9 protein-coding genes are annotated in these 18,705 nt (G+C 65.1%); 5 read left to right on the top strand and 4 right to left on the bottom strand.

What is annotated here, in order from left to right; genetic code table 11:
* Positions 1–280: 280 nt before the first annotated feature.
* Positions 281–3,151, bottom strand: a complete 2,871-nt coding sequence (locus E6P78_RS08855; protein ID WP_240799115.1) for a VCBS repeat-containing protein — start codon at positions 3,149–3,151, stop codon at positions 281–283.
* Positions 3,152–4,081: 930 nt separating this feature from the next.
* Here E6P78_RS08855 and E6P78_RS08860 point away from each other — a divergent pair.
* Positions 4,082–9,931 (top strand): RHS repeat-associated core domain-containing protein, encoded by a 5,850-nt coding sequence (locus E6P78_RS08860; protein WP_240799116.1) that lies wholly within the window; start codon positions 4,082–4,084, stop codon positions 9,929–9,931.
* A 924-nt stretch (positions 9,932–10,855) separates the two neighbouring features.
* Positions 10,856–11,389 (top strand): hypothetical protein, encoded by a 534-nt coding sequence (locus E6P78_RS08870; protein WP_136202974.1) that lies wholly within the window; start codon positions 10,856–10,858, stop codon positions 11,387–11,389.
* Between the two features lie 666 nt (positions 11,390–12,055).
* On the opposite strand, the gene E6P78_RS08880 is transcribed toward E6P78_RS08870, so the two are convergent.
* The 3 genes from E6P78_RS08880 to E6P78_RS08890 are packed head-to-tail and all read right to left on the bottom strand — an operon-like array spanning position 12,056 to position 15,458.
* Positions 12,056–12,829 carry a hypothetical protein gene (locus E6P78_RS08880; RefSeq protein WP_136202975.1) on the bottom strand — a complete coding sequence of 258 codons (774 nt, stop codon included), beginning with the start codon at positions 12,827–12,829 and terminating at the stop codon, positions 12,056–12,058.
* On the bottom strand, positions 12,826–14,997 hold the full coding sequence (locus E6P78_RS08885) for a hypothetical protein (protein ID WP_136202976.1): 2,172 nt from the start codon (positions 14,995–14,997) through the stop codon (positions 12,826–12,828). The genes E6P78_RS08880 and E6P78_RS08885 overlap by 4 nt, the downstream gene beginning before the upstream one ends.
* Before the next feature lie 5 nt (positions 14,998–15,002).
* Positions 15,003–15,458: a hypothetical protein gene (locus tag E6P78_RS08890; protein ID WP_136202977.1), complete on the bottom strand. Its 456-nt coding sequence runs from the start codon at positions 15,456–15,458 to the stop codon at positions 15,003–15,005.
* A 453-nt stretch (positions 15,459–15,911) separates the two neighbouring features.
* Here E6P78_RS08890 and E6P78_RS08895 point away from each other — a divergent pair, with 453 nt between their 5' ends.
* The 3 genes from E6P78_RS08895 to E6P78_RS08905 all read left to right on the top strand — a co-directional run bounded on the left by E6P78_RS08895 (position 15,912) and on the right by E6P78_RS08905 (position 18,550).
* Positions 15,912–16,577: a hypothetical protein gene (locus E6P78_RS08895; RefSeq protein WP_240799117.1), complete on the top strand. Its 666-nt coding sequence runs from the start codon at positions 15,912–15,914 to the stop codon at positions 16,575–16,577.
* 69 nt (positions 16,578–16,646) lie between these two features.
* Positions 16,647–17,741 (top strand): ImmA/IrrE family metallo-endopeptidase, encoded by a 1,095-nt coding sequence (locus E6P78_RS08900; RefSeq protein ID WP_136202978.1) that lies wholly within the window; start codon positions 16,647–16,649, stop codon positions 17,739–17,741.
* A gap of 182 nt (positions 17,742–17,923) precedes the next feature.
* Positions 17,924–18,550, top strand: a complete 627-nt coding sequence (locus E6P78_RS08905; protein ID WP_136202979.1) for a hypothetical protein — start codon at positions 17,924–17,926, stop codon at positions 18,548–18,550.
* Positions 18,551–18,705: the final 155 nt, after the last annotated feature.

Here is an 18,705-nt window from a genome sequence, read left to right on the forward strand (position 1 = left end):
CAGCGAGGAGGAGCTGCGAGGCACCGCCGAGCTACTGGAACGATTGGATCTCGCCATGCCCATAATCGGGCGCCCTGCGGTCGCCATCCTCGGCGAGCCGGCCGTCGGCCTGTGCACTGCCCTGGAGCCCAGATCCGGTCCACGAAGGATCACTCGTCTTCCTCGCCCGCTTCGCGGATAGATCCCGGGCCCCAGCGGCATGTTGATCCTTGGTTTCGGCGGCGCAAACACCCGATGCATCCGGCTGAGGCTCTTCGTTCCCAGCCGGATGCAAGGCGATCTAACTGAGCGCTTGGAAGTTGAGCCAGCCGGTGGTGCCGGCGACGGTAGGCGTTCCGATGCCGGTTGGGGTGATGGAGGGGTAGAAGTAGATTCCCTTGTCGGTGTCGTGGCTGGTTGCGTACAGGTCGGGCTTGCCGTCTCCGTTGCTGTCGCCTTCAGAGGTGATCAGCGGGTGAGCGTTGCTGTCCCAGCCGCTGGTCTTGAGGTCGTTGGTGGTGTGCCCGAGACCTTCACCAGCCGGGCCGGTGCCTGTGTAGAGGCGGAGGCGTCCGTCGGTGCGCTGTCTGGCGAGCATGTCGACCTGTCCGTCTCCGTCGACATCGCCCGGGGCGGTGATGTCGTAGTTGGCCCAGGCACCGTCACCGATGAGGATGGGATCGGTGACGTCGTCCAGGTAGAAGGAGTCGGAGCCGTAGTAGAGCCACAGGTGGTCGCCCTCCTTGACCAGGAGGTCGGTATGGCCGGGCACGTCGACTGTGCCGTCCGCGTCGACGTCGAGCGGGCCATCGACGTCTCCGATCGCGAGGATCTGGTCGGCGTTGGCCCAGTGGTTGTTCTCGGGGCTGTAGACGTCGAGCGCGACCCGGTCGAAGGTGCACTCCTGTGAGGCACCGTCGGCTTCCTCCCCGCGGGCCGTACAGGCGTAACCCAGGCCGTTGTTCGGGTAGACGTAGAGGTCCTTCTCGTTGTCCGCTCCTGGCTGGGCGGCGATGAGGTCTTCATAGCCGTCGTTGGTCCAGTCTCCGCGGTGGGTGACCGAGGCTCCGTTGAAGTTCGTACCGCTGGCGACCGTGTAGGGGGCGTGCTGTCCGTTGCCCTGGCCGGGATACAGCCACAGGGTCCCGTCGGTGCGGACGCCGTACTTGTCGGTGTTGCCGTCGCCGTTGAGATCACCGGGCTTGTCGGTGATGCCGGGGCTGTTGGCGTAGAAGATGTAGACGGCGCGGTCTGAGACGTTGCCGGCTCTGTCGATGCTGTTCGCGTACAGCGTGTGGTTACCCGCTGCGAGTGGGCGGAGTTTGATGCTCACTGATCCGCCCTGCTGAGAGGGGGTTGCGGACAGAACCTTGTTGTTCCAGTCGGTCCAGTACTCGTACTTGGCGACATCCGTCACTCCCCCGCTGCTGAGAGTGAAGGTGCCCTCGGAACGCGCGTTTCCGGTGGTGGCGGGCCAGCCGTCGGAGCCATCCGGGAACTGGGTCGAAGTCACGCCGGGCGGAGTGGAGGGCCGAGTGGGGTCGTAGACGAAGCGGCAGCCCGGTTTGCCTGTGGCCGGTACCCAGCCGGAGGACAACGAGCCGTCCTGAGTCTGCGCCTTCCAGGAGAAGTTTCCGTTGGCCTTGGACAGGTAGGGCGTGAGCTGGGCCTTGGTGACCTTGAGTTTGGCGACGGTTCCGGAGGTGGTGGAGACCGTCTTGTTGACGATGATCACCCCGTTGGGGTCATCGACGGGGTGGTGTCCAGTGGCCCAGAGGCTGAACTGAACCTTGACCGTGCCGCCATCCCGGTCCGAGCCCTTTGCGGTGAGGTACAGGTCGGTGTTCCCGATCAGCCCATAAGGGGCAGAGCTGCCACAGCCGGTGCTGTTCTTGGTTGAGGGGATGGTGTCCAAACTCGTAGGGGTGTTCGGACGAGTGTTGTACGTGGTCGAGAGCGAGGCCGACTTGGCGTCGAACTTTTTCCAGCCGAAGACGTCCTTCTCATTGCTTGCCTTGAGCGCCAGGGTAATGGTGTTCCAGTGGCCCTTGGCGGCATCCTTGGCAGCGGCGGTCGCGTCGAAGGCGAGATTGCCCGCGGGGCAGCCGGGGCCCCAGCCCTTCGCGTCGGTCACCGTGGCCAGGGTGCGGATCTTCTTGGGCTGATGGTCCCAAGTGGTGGCCGAACTCATGTACTCGGTATGCCACAGCTCCACCGGCTTCTTGTCGCACGACCAGGACCAGGTGTTCTTGATGGTGAACTTGGAACTGGAGATGACCTTGTCTGTGGACCAGAGGTTGCCGGTGTTCATGCGGAAGTAGGAGCGGGCCAGGCCATCTGTCTCGTTCTCGTAGCCGGCCCGGGCCGTCGTGGTCCCGTTGTACCAGTTCGCCCCGTTGTAATAGGACGTCTTCCGGTTCTTCTTGTAGGCGATGGTCCAGGCGTACCTGGAACCGGACACGGCCGGGTCCAGCAGGACGGGATACTGGGTGTCCTCACTGGTCAGGAGATCCTGGTCTGGTGTGAGACTCAGCTTGCCGTCCTCGACGGCCACGTCCATAGCCGCCTGCTGGGACCCGTAGCCCGGTTCGAATTCGTCGGTTGGCGGTGGCGGGCCAGCGTTGCCTTCGGTGTCGAGCGTTCGCGCCTGAGGCGCTTCGGCCGTTCCGCTGTCCCACATAAGAGGCGTGGGAGCGGTGAAGACCTCTTGCCCTGCCGGGTTGACGGCGGTGAGGTTCCCGTCCGCGTCGGTGCTCGCCTCCACTCCCTCGGTGTCGAGATTGAAGTGAATTTGCTTGAGCGATGAGCTGGCGGCGGCCTGGGGTGTTTTCACCACGAATAGGCTGGTGAAGCCTGAGGAACTCGCGCGCAGCTTGAGGTCCACATCATTCAGGACATTTACGAAGGTTGCCGTGTCGCCATCGATCCGAGGTGCCGGCAGGGCGTGGGGCCAGCTCCACGACATGCTGCGGCCGTCTCGAATGATGGTTGCCAGCGGACCGTCCCCTCCGCCGGAAAACCGCAGGCTCACCTCCGCCGCCTTCGGGGCCAGCGTCCCATCCGGGTTCGGCTCCAAGTCGGTTTCGATGGGGACGAGTTGATTGCTCTTTCGGACGAACTGGGGCAGAACATAGGTGTCCTGGGTGAACGTCCCGTCGGGGTTGGCGAACACCTGGGAAGTTTCTGTACGACGGGCAAGGACCTCTGCCTGCTGGCCGGTACTGGCAGCTTCGGCTAGCGCACTCTCGTCGGCCCTGAACTGCCGAGGTGCCCCCTCCCCGGCCTGAGTACTTGCCGCCGCCTCAGCAGTAGGTGTCATTTGCGACGGCAAGCATATGGCGAGCGCCGCGATCGTGGCCGCAGCGCCCACCACGGGTGTCCTTGATGCGCCCTGCCTGCGCCTTTGTCTCCAAAAACCCATTACGAAAATCCCCTCCCGGATCTGATCGGTTCGCACATTAGAGCGTGAGGGAACTGTGAGGGGTGTGGTTTTGGCATCGAGAATCGATGAGCCATTCAATGGGTACAAAGTTCGACTTAAATCAGGCATTAAAAAAGGGACATTTGCAATTAAATTGCGAAATAACGAATCCTCCTCGGTCTTCAAATCGGCTTGAAATGCATAAGGATCTACTCCCGTGGCGTGAAGGGAGTATGAAGGCGCTGCTACCTTCCGTGCCCGACTGTGTTCCGTTCTTTGAACAGTTGGGGGTTTTCGCGCATGCAGTGGGGTGGGGGCGTCGATGCGAGACGCATGGGGCAGCGAACACGGCTGATAGCCGTCGCGCTGGTCGGTTTTCTCTTTGCAAGCTTGCTGGCTGGGCCTGTCGTGGCGGCAGCCGAGCTGCATCTCGCGAAACTGGCAAGCAGTGATCCTGTACCGACAACCGCGGTGAGGAAGCAGCCCTCCTCGATACGCGATGTGACGCTTCAGCACCCGTGGAAGAAGCCCCAGGTGGCATGGCCGCAGCCTGGCACAGCCACAGCGGAGCTGACCCGATCCGGTTCCATCAAAGCGGGTTCGCTGCCGGTTCACCTGGCTTCCGGCCCGGGCAAGCAGCGAGAAGCAGGGAAGCAGGGGCCGGACAATGTCCAGGTCCAGGTGCTTGACCGCGCGGCCACGCAGGATCTGGGTGTCGACGGAATCGTGCTCGCGCTGCGGCCCACAAAGGGCGCCGAGGGCGTGGTGGACGTAAAGGTCGATTACTCCAGCTTCCGCAACGCCTACGGCGGTGACTGGGCCTCACGCCTCACTCTTCGCGAACTGCCGGCATGTGCCGCCACCTCCCCCGGCAAGATGGGATGCGCCGTAGGCCGCACGCTGCCCACGGAGAATGACACCAAGGCCGGTTCTCTGACCGCCCGGTTGGAGCTTCCGTCCGCGACTCCCGCCACGCAGGCCCGCGACCAACTCTCAGTACCTGTGGCGGCATCCAGCGCGAAGCTGGCTGTGGCCCAGGGAACCGTGCTCCTGGCCGCGACCGCGGCAGAGTCAGGACCCTCGGGCAGCTTCAAGGCGACTTCGCTCGCCCCCTCCGCGTCATGGTCGGCTGGCGGATCGAATGGCGCGTTCTCCTGGAACTACCCGCTTGCCGTCCCTGACGTTCCTGGTGAGACGGCACCGGATCTGAAGCTCGCCTACTCCTCGCAGTCGGTGGACGGGCGTACCGCCACGACGAACAACCAGGCCAACAACATCGGCGACGGATGGTCGATGGAGCCGGGCTACATCGAGCGCCAGTACATCTCCTGCACGGACGACACGAAGAACAGCAACACCACCGCCAAGGTCGGCGACCTGTGCTGGAAGAAGGACAACGCCGTCATCAACCTCGGCGGCCAGTCCAACACCTTGATCAAGGACACGGACTCCGGTGAGTGGCACCTGGAGAGCGACGACGGCACCAAGATCGTCAAGCTCACCAACACCGCACTCAAGAACGGTGACAACGACGGGGAGTACTGGCGCGTCACCACCCCCGACGGCACCCGCTACTACTTCGGCTACAACCGCCCCAACGGCTGGGCCACCGGCAAGGACGAGACCAACTCCACCTGGACCGTGCCCGTCTACGGGAACCAGTCCGGTGAGCCCTGCCACGCTACCGCGTTCAAGGACTCCTGGTGCCAGCAGGCATGGCGCTGGAATCTCGACGCGGTCGTCGACCGGCACGGCGACGCCATGACGTACTACTGGGACAAGGAGTCCAACTACTACGGCCGCAACGTCAACCCGTCCACCGGTGACTCCACCGCCACCGTCTACGACCGCGGCGGCTCCCTCAAGCGCATCGAGTACGGCCTGCGCTCGGACAACTTCTACGCGAAGCCGGCGGCCAAGGTCGACTTCACCTTCTCCCCCCGCTGCCTGAGCGACTGCACTTTCGACAAGGCCCACGCGAAGAACTGGCCCGACGTCCCGTTCGATCGCTATTGTGCCTCGGGCACCGAGTGCAAGGACCGGTACTCCCCGTCCTTCTGGAGCCGCAACCGCATCACCAAGATCGACACTTCGGTACTGACCGGCGGTGCGTACAAGCCGGTCGACACCTGGGCCCTGACCCATCAGTTCCCGGCCACCGGTGACGGCAGCGACCCGGCCCTGTGGCTGGCCTCCATCACCCGCACCGGCCACACCGGCACCGGCGACGTCAAGCTGCCCGCGGTGACCTTCAAGGGCCAGACCCTGCGTAACCGCGTCGAGGGAGCAACCACCGGCGGAGACCCCGACCCCGTGCCGGCGATGTGGCGCTACCGCGTCTACGGCATCGAGACCGAATCGGGAAGCACCCTCGGCATCACCTACTCACCGGAGGACTGCAAGGCCGGAGACGTACCGGCCCCCGAGGACAACAAGCGGCGCTGCTACCCCGTGAAGTGGTCACCGCCGGACGCCCCCGCCGCGAACTACGAGCCCTACCTCGACTGGTTCCACGCCTACGTCGTCACTCAGATCCTCGAATCCGACAACACCGGTGGCGCGCCCGCCAAGGAGACCGACTACAGCTACCTGGACGGCATGGCCTGGGCCAAGTCCAAAGACGACGAGTTCACCAAGGCCAAGCACCTGACCTACAGCGACCGCAAGGGATACGGCCGCGTCCAGGTCCGCACCGGTGCCGCACCCGACAAGCAGACCCTCAAGGAGTACCGCTACTTCAGGGGCATAGACGGAGCGACTGTCAAGGACCACAAAGGCACTGCGGTCACCGACAAGGAAGCCTTCGCCGGCATGACCCGCGAAGAAGCGGTCTACAACGGCGACGGCGGCAAGTTGGAGACCACGACCAGCTACGAACCGTGGCTGTCTGCGGCGACGGCCACCGAGACCCGCTCTGAGGACCTGCCTGCGCGCAAGGCGTACGCCACCGCCAGCGGCAACCAGGAATCGCGCACCGCCGTCGGCGACGACTGGCGCACCACCCGGATCGAGAGAACCTTCGACGGCATAGGCCAGATCCTGACCGAGTCGGAGCTCGGTGACACCTCGAAGACCGGTGACGAGCAGTGCACCACCACTACCTACGCTCCCAACACGGCCAAAAACATTCTCGGTCTCGTCTCCGAGGCGAAGACCGTCGCCAAGGCGTGCGGGACTCAGCCCGACCTGCCTGCGGACCTGATCTCGGTCCAGCGGAACTACTACGACGGTGCGACCAGCCTCTCGACCGCTCCCGTCAAGGGTGACGTGACCCGGCTGGACGAACAGGACGCCAAGGGCACCGGCTACCTCACCACCGCCACCCACACCTACGACCGGCACGGCCGCGAACTGACCGCGACCGACGCCCTCGGGAACAACACGAGCACCGCGTACACGCCTGCCACGACCGAGGCACCCACCTCGGTGAAGGTGACCAACGCGGCGAAGCACGAGACAACCACGTCCTATGATCCCGCCCGCGGGGTCGCCACTGCGGAGGTCGATCCGAACGGCAAGCAGACCGACGCCACCTACGACGGCCTCGGCCGGCTGCTGAAGGTGTGGCAGCCGGGATGGGCCAAGGCCGGCCACGAGGACAAACCGTCCGTCGAGTACGCCTACACGATCTCCCGTACCGCGGCGAACTCCGTTGCCACCAAGTCGCTCAAGCAGAACGGCGAGTACCGCACCACCTATCAGCTCTACGACGGTCTCCTGCGCGAGCGCCAGACTCAGGCGCCAGCCACCGGTACGCAGGACCGGATCATGACCGAGACGATGTACGACACCCGTGGCTGGGCCTGGCAGTCCTTCGCCGCCTACCGCGCGGCCGGGGCGCCTTCGGCCACGCTTGCGTCCACGACGGTGAACAAGGTTCCTGCCGCCACGCAGAACCTCTTCGACGGCACCGGACGCGTCACCAATGCCCTGTCGCTCAAGTACGGCGACGAGCAGTGGCGCACCAAGAAGGCCTACGAGGGTGACCGCACCACGGTGATCCCACCGAAGGGCGGCACCGCGTCGACCACGGTGACCGATGCCCGCGGCCGCACAATCGCGCTGCTGGAGTACACCGACACCGCCCGCACCATGTCGCAGAAGACGACGTACGCCTACGGCAAGTACGACGAGCCGTCGTCGGTCACCGACCCCGACGGCAACGTCTGGAAGTACACCTTCGACAGCCGCGGCCAGAAGACGGTGATCGACGACCCCGACCAGGGCGTGGCGCGCAATACCTACGACGACGAGGGCCGCCTCACCTCGGTCACCAACGCCCGTGGCATCACGCTGGCCACGCAGTACGACAAGCTCGGCCGCAAGACCGCCGTCCAGCAGGGCGACACCGTCCTGGCCAAGTGGACGTACGACACGCTGGCCAAGGGCCAGCTCACCAGCAGCACCCGTTACGTGGACGGCGCCGCCTATACCACGGCAACCGACGCGTTCAACGACCGCTACCAGCCCACCTCCACCACGACCACGATCCCCTCCGCGGCCACCGGGCTCGCCGGCACGTACACCTGGACCCACGGCTACAGCTCCGAGACCGGCGCCACGCTCTGGACCCTGAACCCCGCCATCGGCAACATCCCCGCAGAACGGGTCACCACCAACTACAACAGCGACGACCTCCCCTTCCGCACCAGCGCCGCACTCGGCGCCCTGGTGTCCAACACCTCCTACGACGTGTACTCCCGGGTCCAGCGGCTTGAGTTCGGGGCCACTCTGGGCAAGAAGGTTTACAAGACCCAGGTCTACGACGAGCACACCGGGCGCCTGACCCAGCAGCTCACCGACCGGGACCTCGCCCCGCAGCGAGTGGACGACACCTCGTACTCCTACGACCCCTCCGGTAACGTCACCGGAGTGACCACGGCCAGCGGCCAGGACGCGCAAAAGTCCACCGACACCCAGTGCTTCACCAACGACGCCCTGGGTCGCCTCACCGAGGCGTGGACCGCGAAGACCGACTGCGCCACCGCTCCCTCGAAGGCCACGGTCGGCGGCCCGGACGCCTACTGGCAAAGCTTCGCCTACGACGCCCTGGGCAACCGTACGAAGCAGACCGAGCACGCCACCACGACCGCGGACACGGACGCGACCACCACCTACACCCAGCCCGCGCCCGGCACGGGTCTGCCGCACGGTGTACAGCAGGCCACGGTCAGCGGCGGGCCGGACGACGGTCGCACCAGCACCTTCGCGTACGACAAGACCGGCAACACCACCAAGCGCACCATCGGCACCACCACCCAGAACCTGACCTGGGACGCGGAAGGCCACCTCGCCACCCTCACCGAGGCCGGCAAAACCAGCAGCTACCTCTACGACGCGGACGGCAACCGCCTCATCACCAGGAACGCCGACGGTTCCAGCATCCTGACGCTCCCCAACGGCGACCAGCTCAACGTCGCCGCGAACGGCACCAAGACCGCCACCCGCTACTACACGCACAACGGCGAAACCGTCGCCGTACGCACCGGCAGCACCATCTCCTACCTGATCGGCGACCACCAAGGCACCGCGATGACCGCGATCGCCGCCGGAACCCTCGCAATCACCCGGAGGAAACAACTCCCCTTCGGGCAGCTCAGGTCCCAGCAGTCAACGGCATTCGGCAACCACGGCTTCGTAGGCGGAACCAATGACTCGACCGGCCTCGTACACCTAGGCGCCCGCGAGTACGACCCCACCCTCGGCCGCTTCCTCAGCGTCGACCCCATCATCGACACGGCGGAACCCGCGCAGATGAACGCCTACAGCTACGCCCACAACAACCCGCTCACCAAGTCCGACCCCGACGGCCTCCGCCCCGACGGCCCCGCCGGCGGCGCCACGTACAACGACGACCGGTGGTCCCAGGACCGCGGTGGCAACTCGGGCTACACGTACAAGAGCGGCAAGTGGGTCTGGCACTTCACCCCCAAGTCCTGGTTCGACCCCCGCTACCAGGCGTACCGGGCAAACCCAAGCAGCTACAAAGTCTTCCACTACAACGCCAAAGCGGCGGCCGACGCCAGGGCAAAGGCAGAGGCGGCGGCTCGGGCACGGGTCGAGGCAGAACGCCGAAAGAAGGACGGAATTTGGGGAAACATAAAGAAGGGAAACTTCCATGCCGCTTGGGACAATAGCCTTGGAAGCTCAGGATGGAGAAACCATAAAATCGTAGACATTGCGATCACGGCCGTCGCAGCCGTGGGAACGGCAGCATGCATCGCAAGTGTGGTTTGTGGTGGAGGTATGTTCGTCGTCGGCGTGGGGGCAGTGTTCGTAGCTGGCCTGGGCGCACACATGGCAGTGTCCACGCCTGAAGAGCGGGCTGACGGCGGAGCAAAATTCATCAAAAGGACAGCGATCTCAGAGGTTAAGGGGGTTGCTGCGGGCGCCCTCTGCGGCAGGGGCCCAGGGGGGTGCTTCGCCTTTGGGCCGAAAGCAGGAACCCCCTTGGCAGGCACAGCAAGGATGCAACTCCCACGAGAGGCGGCAAGGGTTTCCCTTCGCGCCATAAGGGAATTCGTTTTTTAGTCGAAATCTCGGAGGGTGCGGAAAAGTGACACTTTTCCGCACCCTCCCGCATTTAAATCAATCACAAACAATGCAAGCTTCAAGGGAACCGCTGAAGGAAAGGGCATATGGTCACCGACAATGGGTACCCAAAGGGATTGTTGAGGGTTCCGACAGTTGCAATGGAAGATTGGATCTCTCAGCACGAGGCAGCCCGCATATTGGGGATTTCTGTGGGAAGAATTGGCATGCTGATATCGACAGGCCACTTGGCGCCTGCCCATAGCCCGACCGGGGAAGCCGGCGTCACTAAGATCAGCCTACGCGAGGAAGCCGATTGGCGTAAATCGGCTACCATCTTTGGCAAAATGCACCGAATCCTCAAGGATTCCATAAAATTCCTTTAAGGCTTATATGGTAGGCCGTCTCGCAGCATGAACGGGTAGCTGCTCGACGTCACCGGCTGGACCGAGGACACACTAACCACCGGGGCGTACCGCATCACCCGGTTCAGCCTGTACGGCCCCCGCTGCCACGCCTATTACGCACCGGCCCCCGATGGGCCCGAAGGGCTCGCCTGAGAGGGCGACGTCACCCTAACCGCAGCGGCTGCGCCGGGCTGGGAGCAGGTTGCGGAAGATAGTTGGGCGGCCGGAGGGGGCCTTCCAGGGCTGGTTCCGTATGCAATACGGAACCAGCCCTGCAGTGAAGGGGAGCAAGGCTGCATGGAGCGGGGCGAGAACTGCGGGTCGCGCTACGGCACAGGGCGCCAAGAAGGCGGGTTCCTGGCTCATGAACTTCGTGTCGGGCCCAGCATGGAGTGGCGGAATTGACCCGCACGCGATTCCTGCAGGAGACCCGCGGCAAGACCACTAAGATTCGGCGCATCGGGGTCCCTGTATCCACCAGGGCCCCCGATGCGTCACCCGAACTTCGCGAGGAATTGTGAGATACAAGGACTTCAAATACGACATCTCTGGGGCGCTGTGGAGCTCACCCGCGAAAACCGAAGCGGTTTACTCGAGAGTGGAGACGCCACTTGGCGAGGTAACACTGCTTCGCGGCCCGTCCAGCACTCGCACCCCAGCCGCCCTGGCTGACGCCTGGGAGGATTGGGTCGTTACCCTGACAGGGGTAGCCGAGGTAAAGGTCAGGGACCTGGGCGTACCCCTCTACGTGGGTCGAAAGCGTCTGGAGTCCGGGGCTGAGGGTGAGTTGAACGGTACAGAGTTCAGCATCCGCACCCATTCATCTTTTCGTCGATCCGCCAGAATCGTTTCGTTTGACGGCTTGGGAATCACATTCACCGTGCGCAGGCTAAAGGTCTATGCCCATGAAGGTGACAACTGCGTAGCCACGGCAGTCGCGGGCGATTGGAACATCATCACACCCTCACCAGCAGGAATCATGAGTATCTGCCTCTTCGTGTGGGCCGACATGGCCTACTTCCTGCGTACCCCCTTCTTCAGAATACTCTGACGTGTTCGAGCACATGCCATCGAGTGGAAGGACGTCCGCACGCCCCTTTACCACTTCCGGCATCAATCGACTGGAGGCCATACACCACCCCGAAAACCCCGCCTCCGGCCCCGTCCTGATCAAGGACCGATTCACCCACGTTGGACAGAGCCGCGACCTCAGCCAGGTCCCGCCCTTCCAACGGTGCGTATACCGCCAGCAACCACACAGCCTCCTGCTCGTCCGGGTACCAGGACCGCGCATCACCCACTCGACCACTGACACACCGTCAATGAGCCTGAACCAAAAGCGTCTCGGACCAATAGGCCGCAGCGCATTTCTAGAATTTGAGTGACGGTCGTCGCGTGAAGCGGTCCGTGCGCATCCGGCCGACCGCCTCGATGGGCAGGCCGGTCAAAAGGTAGGCCGTGCTTGGGGCGTCGTATCCAGCCCCGAGGATGCCCGGATTCCACTGGCCCTGACTCACTCAGGTCCCGTCGCCATGGCCGTGCAGGAGGTAGTGGGAGTCTCCTGGGTGATGCCGCACCCGGGACTGCCGCCAGGCGGCGTCAAAGGAGAAGTGCCGCGTTGGTGAAGCGTGTGTCCGGGCTCGGCGCATGAGGTGTATCGCAGCCCAGCTGGTGCGTGGTGACAGCAGAAGACGCCACAATGTCGTATGCACGGCACTCACGGCGCCCCCTCGGAGACGGAGTGCTCGCCGTTTATGATGCGCAGGTTCATCAGAGCTTCCACCTGGTCTGCATGGACGGGTTTCCGGGCAGCGCGCATGCCGTTGGCGAGGAGCATCACCAGTAACCGCTTCTGCTCTTCCTTGGGGAATTCGGCGAGGAAATCCCGCAGGATGTCGAGGAGTTGCAGCTCAACAGGCTCGTCGCGGTCCTTCGGATAGCCGCGCAGTCGTCGTGCGAGCGTTTCCAGATCCGCTTCGTCGGGTGGTTGGGTGATGTGCGCATCAGGCTGCTGCAACCAACGGGCCAGGAGGGCCGCTGGATGGGCGAGTTCCTTGGCGAGGGCCTGTGCGCGCTGACTGGTGAGGGCGTCCGTGGTTCCTTGCGCGCGTACGGCGGTGAGCAGTTCCTTGACCGCGGCACGGTCCTCGTCCGCGAGGTCGAGGTGGACGGAGGCTGTGACCCGGGTGACCTGGCCAGGAAGATCAAGCTCCTGGGGCCTTCGTAGCTGCTGTGCGCAGATGTCCTGTGCGGTCGGGAGGTCGATCGGATCCTGATCGCGTACTGCCGCCGCCGCCGTAATGCGTAGGATCGTGCGGACGCGGTCGGCGATCTCGTCCGGGTCGTAGGGGCCGGTTGGTTCCGGGGCCAGGGTGGCATGGATGGTGGCTGCGTAGTGGATGCCGGGGCGGCTACTACGCAGCACTGCGGTGAAGGCGCTTATTCTCCTTCGGAGTTGCTTGCGGCGGGCCCGTTTGGAGGTGTGTCTCACGCCTCGTCCTCTGTCTCGACGCGTGCGTCGAGGTGATCTTCGAGTCGCGTCGCGGGCTGCGATTGCACGGTCTGGTTGTCAAGCGGCTTCCGGGGCGGCTGCCGGGTGTCGTTCCAGCGCAGAATGAGGCGCCCTCGCAGGTCGACGACCGATTGTGAGGTGTACTCGGTACCGGCGCGTCCGGCGATGAAGGTGGACAGCGGGCCCGTCATCCAGTTCTCGCGGATGACCTGGTTGAGTACCTCAACCACTGCGTCGGCGTCGAGCGCGCCCTCGGCCACCGCTTTGGCCCACGCGGTGAGGACCTTCTCGCACTGTGATTCCAGAGCCGGTACGGACAAGGCGGCGGACCAGCCTCGCACCAGCTCGTCGGCTGTGTCCGCGTGATCCAGGGCATTGCCCAGGAGCAGGGTCGCCGCGGGATGGTCGGTGGCGGGATGGAGCAGGGCCAGGAAGGCGCGACGTGCGGCGAGATGGTGCCGGTCTTCCGGTTGCTCGTACTCGGTGAACCACCTGTTGACCGTGTCCCATACGCGCGGAAGCAGACGGGTGTCCGCGCCCATAGCGCGAAGGGCCTCTTCAGCTGTGAATACGGCACTGTCGTGTTCGGGTCGGCCGAGTACCCAGCGCAGGCAGGTGAGTGCCTGGCGCGGGTACTCCTTGGCGAAGGACCCTTGGCACACCACCGCGGAGATGGTGGCGTTGGCCCGGGGCTCCTGGCCGGCCCAGGAACGCAGTTTTGTGCGGGCTTCCTGGCCCAGAGCGGGGTCTCTGGCAACGCGTGCGAGGAGTCGGGCTGCGCCGTCCTGTCCCGCGTCGCCGGAGGCCGCCCATGCCTGAGCGACGTCCAGCGGGCGTAGGTCACCTTCGTCCACAGCGAGCTGTGCGAGCAGATCCGCGATCTCCCGGATACGCCCGACGCCGAGACCCTTGGGCCCGGTGAGCTGCTTCACCCACGAGATCAGTTTGGGCTGGACGTCGCTGAGCTGGCGCCAGAAGTGCCGCAGTACGGCGGACGGATAGCCCGGCAGGTGGCTGAAGGTGACGCGCCGCCCATCGCTTTTCGCCTGAACCGCAGCCAGACGTGTGGCGAGGTCACGGCCGGTGAGAATGTCCCGGATGCCACGCGTATTCTGATCCTCGAGCAGCAGGCGTGCCCCGTGCAGAACCTCGGCCGGGCCGAGTCCTTCCAACATCACGGCGGCCAGCAGCAACGCTCGGTCGTCCGCGCTTTCCAGAGTTGCCCGGAAGACGGTGCTGGCCCGTTCACGCCAGCGAAGCACGAGGTCGCGGGCGTCCGTGATGGTGCCACCGGAGTCGCTGATGCGGCCGAGTTCGGCGGCGAGTGTCGCGGCGTCGCCCGGCTGCATGTCGGCGTGCAGGAGGTCGGCGAGCGGTGACCTGCGGCCGCGGTCGTCACCGGCTTCGGCGTCGCCTCGCTCGTCGGCTTCCGGAACGTTCTCCTGCAGCCAGCCGCGACGCGCGACCTGCGGGTGGAGCTCCTCGATATGGCGACGCACGATGCGGTCGCCCGGGGGTGCGGTGACGGCCCGGACGACATTGCGCCCCAGGTCCGGATCGTTCTCGGGCCAGCCGTGCTCGCCCGCGATCACGACAAGATAGGAGCCCTTCCCGCGCAGGGTCTCAGCGTGTCCGAGGAACTTCCTGGCCGTCGCACCCGGCTTCTCCCAGCGTGCGCTTTCGCCCGAGACGTCGAGCAGGTATCCGCGGCCGGGCTCGGCGGGAAGCAGGAACTTGTCCCTCTCGACAAAGTCCCAGTCCGGCAAAACGTGCTCAAGGCGCAGGCGAAGCCTCTGCCCGCCGGTACCGGGCAGTGTGGGCCGCAACTCGGACAGGGCGCGCAGCCCCGCCGCGGTCTTGCCCGTCCCGGAGGAGCCGGTGATCACGACCACCCGCTCGTCCTGACCGAGCATCGCCAACACGGTGGGAGCGGTCGCGATCTCCTTGCCTTCAGAGTCTTCGGCGACCCAAGCGTGGCGTACCGCATCGGTTTCCGTCTTGGTCACGGGCTCGGTGGACAGGGGCTCCTGCTGCTGCAGATTGATGTCCCGTCCTGCCTGCAGCAGGGTAGAGTAGGTGAGGTTGCTGGCGTGAATCCCGCTGCCGCCGGACACACGGTCGCCGGGCGGCACTGTGGAGGAGGTCACGGCACTCAAGCCTTCGGGTTCCTCGGCGGGACCCCGTAGTTGATGCCTCCACTACCCGCGTCCAGATCACCGCCCGCCTGCAGGACCTGGCTGTTGATGTTGTTGTACGCGGCGAGTGCCGGGGTGCCCGACGGCGGCGGACCGTCCTGGCATACCGGCAGGAGCGCCTCCAGCTCCTCCCCCATGTCGGGATAGCGGTCCAGGTAAGCGGCGAGTTGGAGGACGAGCCGTTGCTCCAGCCGGCCGCGCGCTTCGTCGCGGTCTTCCTCTGCTGCCTCGGCGAGGGTCCGCTCCGCCGCGTCGAGCAGCACCAGTTGCCGCTCCACGGTCGGCTCCCCGTCCCGCCTCAGAAACCGGGCCAGGGCTTCGCGCAGCGCCGCCCAGCCACCCCTGGCCACCTCCGCGACCAGGGCGGCCGCCGCCGGCGCCGCCACTGCCATCGCATCCAGTTCCACAGCCATCGCTCCCCCTCGTCCGTATGCCGCCACTCGACGACCGGACAACAGTGTGCGATCAACTGGGCACGCAGAGCCGCGAGATGTGAAGGCCTGACGAAAACGGATAGGGGCAACCAAAGCCATCACGAGCTTCGCACACCGCCCGGAATAAGCCATTCCATGGTGAATCAATTCGACATGTGACTGATGAAGCGCATTTACGATCAATAGTTCGATGCGGTTCAGGCCATGAGGCCGCGCACCATCCGACGCCGGGGAGGCGGGCCACGGCCACCAAGATGGCCGAATCCAGGTCTCGCCACAGCGCCGCGGCGAGCGTCGGCGACCACTCCCGAGACGCACCGGACACGCAGATCCCGGCACCACTCCGGCCACGCGCAGATCCCCGCGCGTTTCTTATAATTTACCGCCCGCGCTTGCGGTACGATTAATTTGCCGCCCATCGCCGGAGGTTCCATGCCCCTGCCCTTCGTCGCCCCCACACGTGAACCAGCAGGAACAGCAGAACAGTTGGCCACCCTGGGGACGAAGCTGGAGTACCTGCATCCGGCCCTGTACGCCGGCGAGGCGGCGCGGCGGACGGCCACCCCCAACCACCCGGCGAACACCGCGGGCACTCGCGCCTACCAGGAGCACGTGAGAGTCCTGCGGGAGGAGCACATCCGCAGCGAGGGATGGCAGCGCCTCCTCCACGATCATCTGGAGCTCGTCTACAACCCGGAGAAGTCGATTGCGATCGGTGTCATGATCGGCGACGCCGCGACCGGCAATCACCGTCACTCACCCACGAACCTCCGTAAGCGGGGCGCCGCGACGGCTCGGGCTGCCGAGCAGAACAGTGCCCAGCTGGAGCTGTTCCTGCCTCCCCCAGGACCGGACGAGGCGGTTCTCAGTGACGACGAGGCCGAGGCGCTGCAGGTCTGGTTTCTCGTCTCATACCGTGTCCAGGCAGGCGACGCCGTACAAATCCACAGTGAGCTGTCGCTGCCGGCTCAGGTTGAGAACGAGTTCGTCGTGGGGTGGAAGCGGCGCATCCCCCTGCCCGTTCTCGAAATGGACGGAATCGAGCCTCCAGACGAAGATGGGCAAGAAGAGATCGACATCCCCGTCGACTTCCGCTGACGCTCCTGGCCGGGGCGGTGGACCGTACGCTGCCCCGCCCCGTACCACCGATCCCAAGGCAGTCTCACCATGGTGACCCCGTCCCGCATCACGCTCGCCCGCAAGCGCCGGGGCATGACACTCGCCGACCTTTCCGAAGGCGCCAAGATCTCCTTGCAGAGCCTGTCCAACTACGAAACAGGCCGCACAACACCCCGACGGACCACGATGGGCCGCATCGCAGAAGCCCTCGCCTTCCCGGAAATCTTCTTCGAAGGCCCGGATCTGGACGAACTGCCGACCGACGGCATCTCCTGGAGAGCTCGCAGCAAGACATCGGCACGCACGCTGGACGCCGCACGTGCGGCCGGAACCCTCGGGGCCATGCTCTACGACTGGATCGACCACCGCTTCCGGCTCCCCGCGACCGACGTCCCGTCGTTCACCAAGCCGGACCCGGAGACGGTGGCGAGCATGGTCCGCACCCGCTGGGGCCTCGGAGTCATCCCAGCCCCCAACATGGTGCACCTGCTGGAGGCACACGGTGTCCGCGTCTTCTCTCTCGCCCCCGACCACGCCGAGGTGGACGCCTTCGCCGTGTGGCGGGACGGCACCCCCTTCGTCTTCCTCAGCACCATGAAAACCGCAGAGCGGGGCCGCTTCGACGCCGCACACGAACTCGGACACCTCGTCATGCACGGCAGCGACCGGGAATGCTCGGGCCCGGAGGCCGAACGCCAGGCCAACGACTTCGCAAGTGCCTTCCTCATGCCCGCCTCCAGCGTCCTCGGCCATATGCCTCGCGGTGCCCACGTCGACCAGATCATCAAGGCCAGGAGCATCTGGAAAGTCTCGGCGATGGCCCTGACTTACCGAATGCACGACCTAGGGCTCCTCACCGACTGGCAATACCGGTCAGCCTGCACCGAACTGAGCAAACGGGGCTACCGCACAGACGAGCCACATGGAATGAAGAAGCGGGAGACGTCCCAGATCCTCACCAAGGTCCTCCAAGCACTGTGGGCCACCGGCGTCCGCCCCGCCACCATCGCAGCCGAACTGGGCCTGAACGCCGAGGAAATGAACAAGATGCTCTTCGGCGTCGTCGTACCGACCACCCACGATGAAAGTGAGGTCGAGCATACGGAACTGGGTACCCACCGACCATTGTCACTCGTTCCCTGACGCCAGCCGTGGGCTTGGTGCCGGAGAATCGCTCCATCGCGACGCCTGCACGGAGCCCAGGCACGGTCGAGGCCAGCCTGGGCTGCAAGCCGCAGAGCCTACAGAATTGAAGATCATATTCCGTTCTGCCTGGTGAACCCCGTAGGGTGTGCCTGTAGGCAACGCCAGACACGGGAGGTCACATGGCGCACGGGGCGGAAAAGCGCCCGGACCTGCTCGTCGATGCACTGGCTCTGATACGCCAGGACCGGGACGAGCGGCGCGCCGACTGCGCCGCGCTACGCGACGAGCTTACGCAAGCCCTCCGCCGAGTCTCCGAGCTCCAAGACCGGCTCGCAGACAAGGAGCACGGCCTGGAGCAGGCCGAGACGATGTACGAGTTCGTCGAGGCCCGTCTTCCCGGGCTCGGAGCCGCTGCGCAGCCTGGACACGCAGCGCCGCAGAGCCCCGACACGGAGTTCCCCGCGTCGCGGATCGGGGGAGCAGAGCTTTCCGTACCACAGCCGAGCGACGCCCCGGCCCCACTGGAAGAGCTCCGGGATGACGGATCCAACAGTCTGCAGGACTTTATCTTGACGATCCTCGCCACCTCCGAACGCGCCATGCACGTCGATGAGGTGCTCGAGACCATCGAACTCCTGCGGGCCAAGGGGCGCACCGAGAAGCTCGGGAACTCCAAGCGCCCCAGCGAGGACGTGCGCACGGCGCTCAACCGGCTGGTCGGGAAGGGGCGCGTGGAGAAGGTCGCCACCGCCACCTACGCCGTGGCACGGGATGTTCCGCCAGCTGGGAAAGCGGAGGCCGCCTGACCTTAAATACGCGCCTCTGATCAGTTGTGTGAGAGGGGTGGTGCCGCCGGATTGCCGTCCGGCGGCACCGATACGTGCCCCTGATCATGGTTCACGTGTGTTCCAGTGTAGTGGACAGCCTGTCCACTGGGATTGCGTGGCCTCATTCTGCATGC

Source organism: Streptomyces sp. A0958 (assembly GCF_004795035.1).
GTDB lineage: Bacteria > Actinomycetota > Actinomycetes > Streptomycetales > Streptomycetaceae > Streptomyces.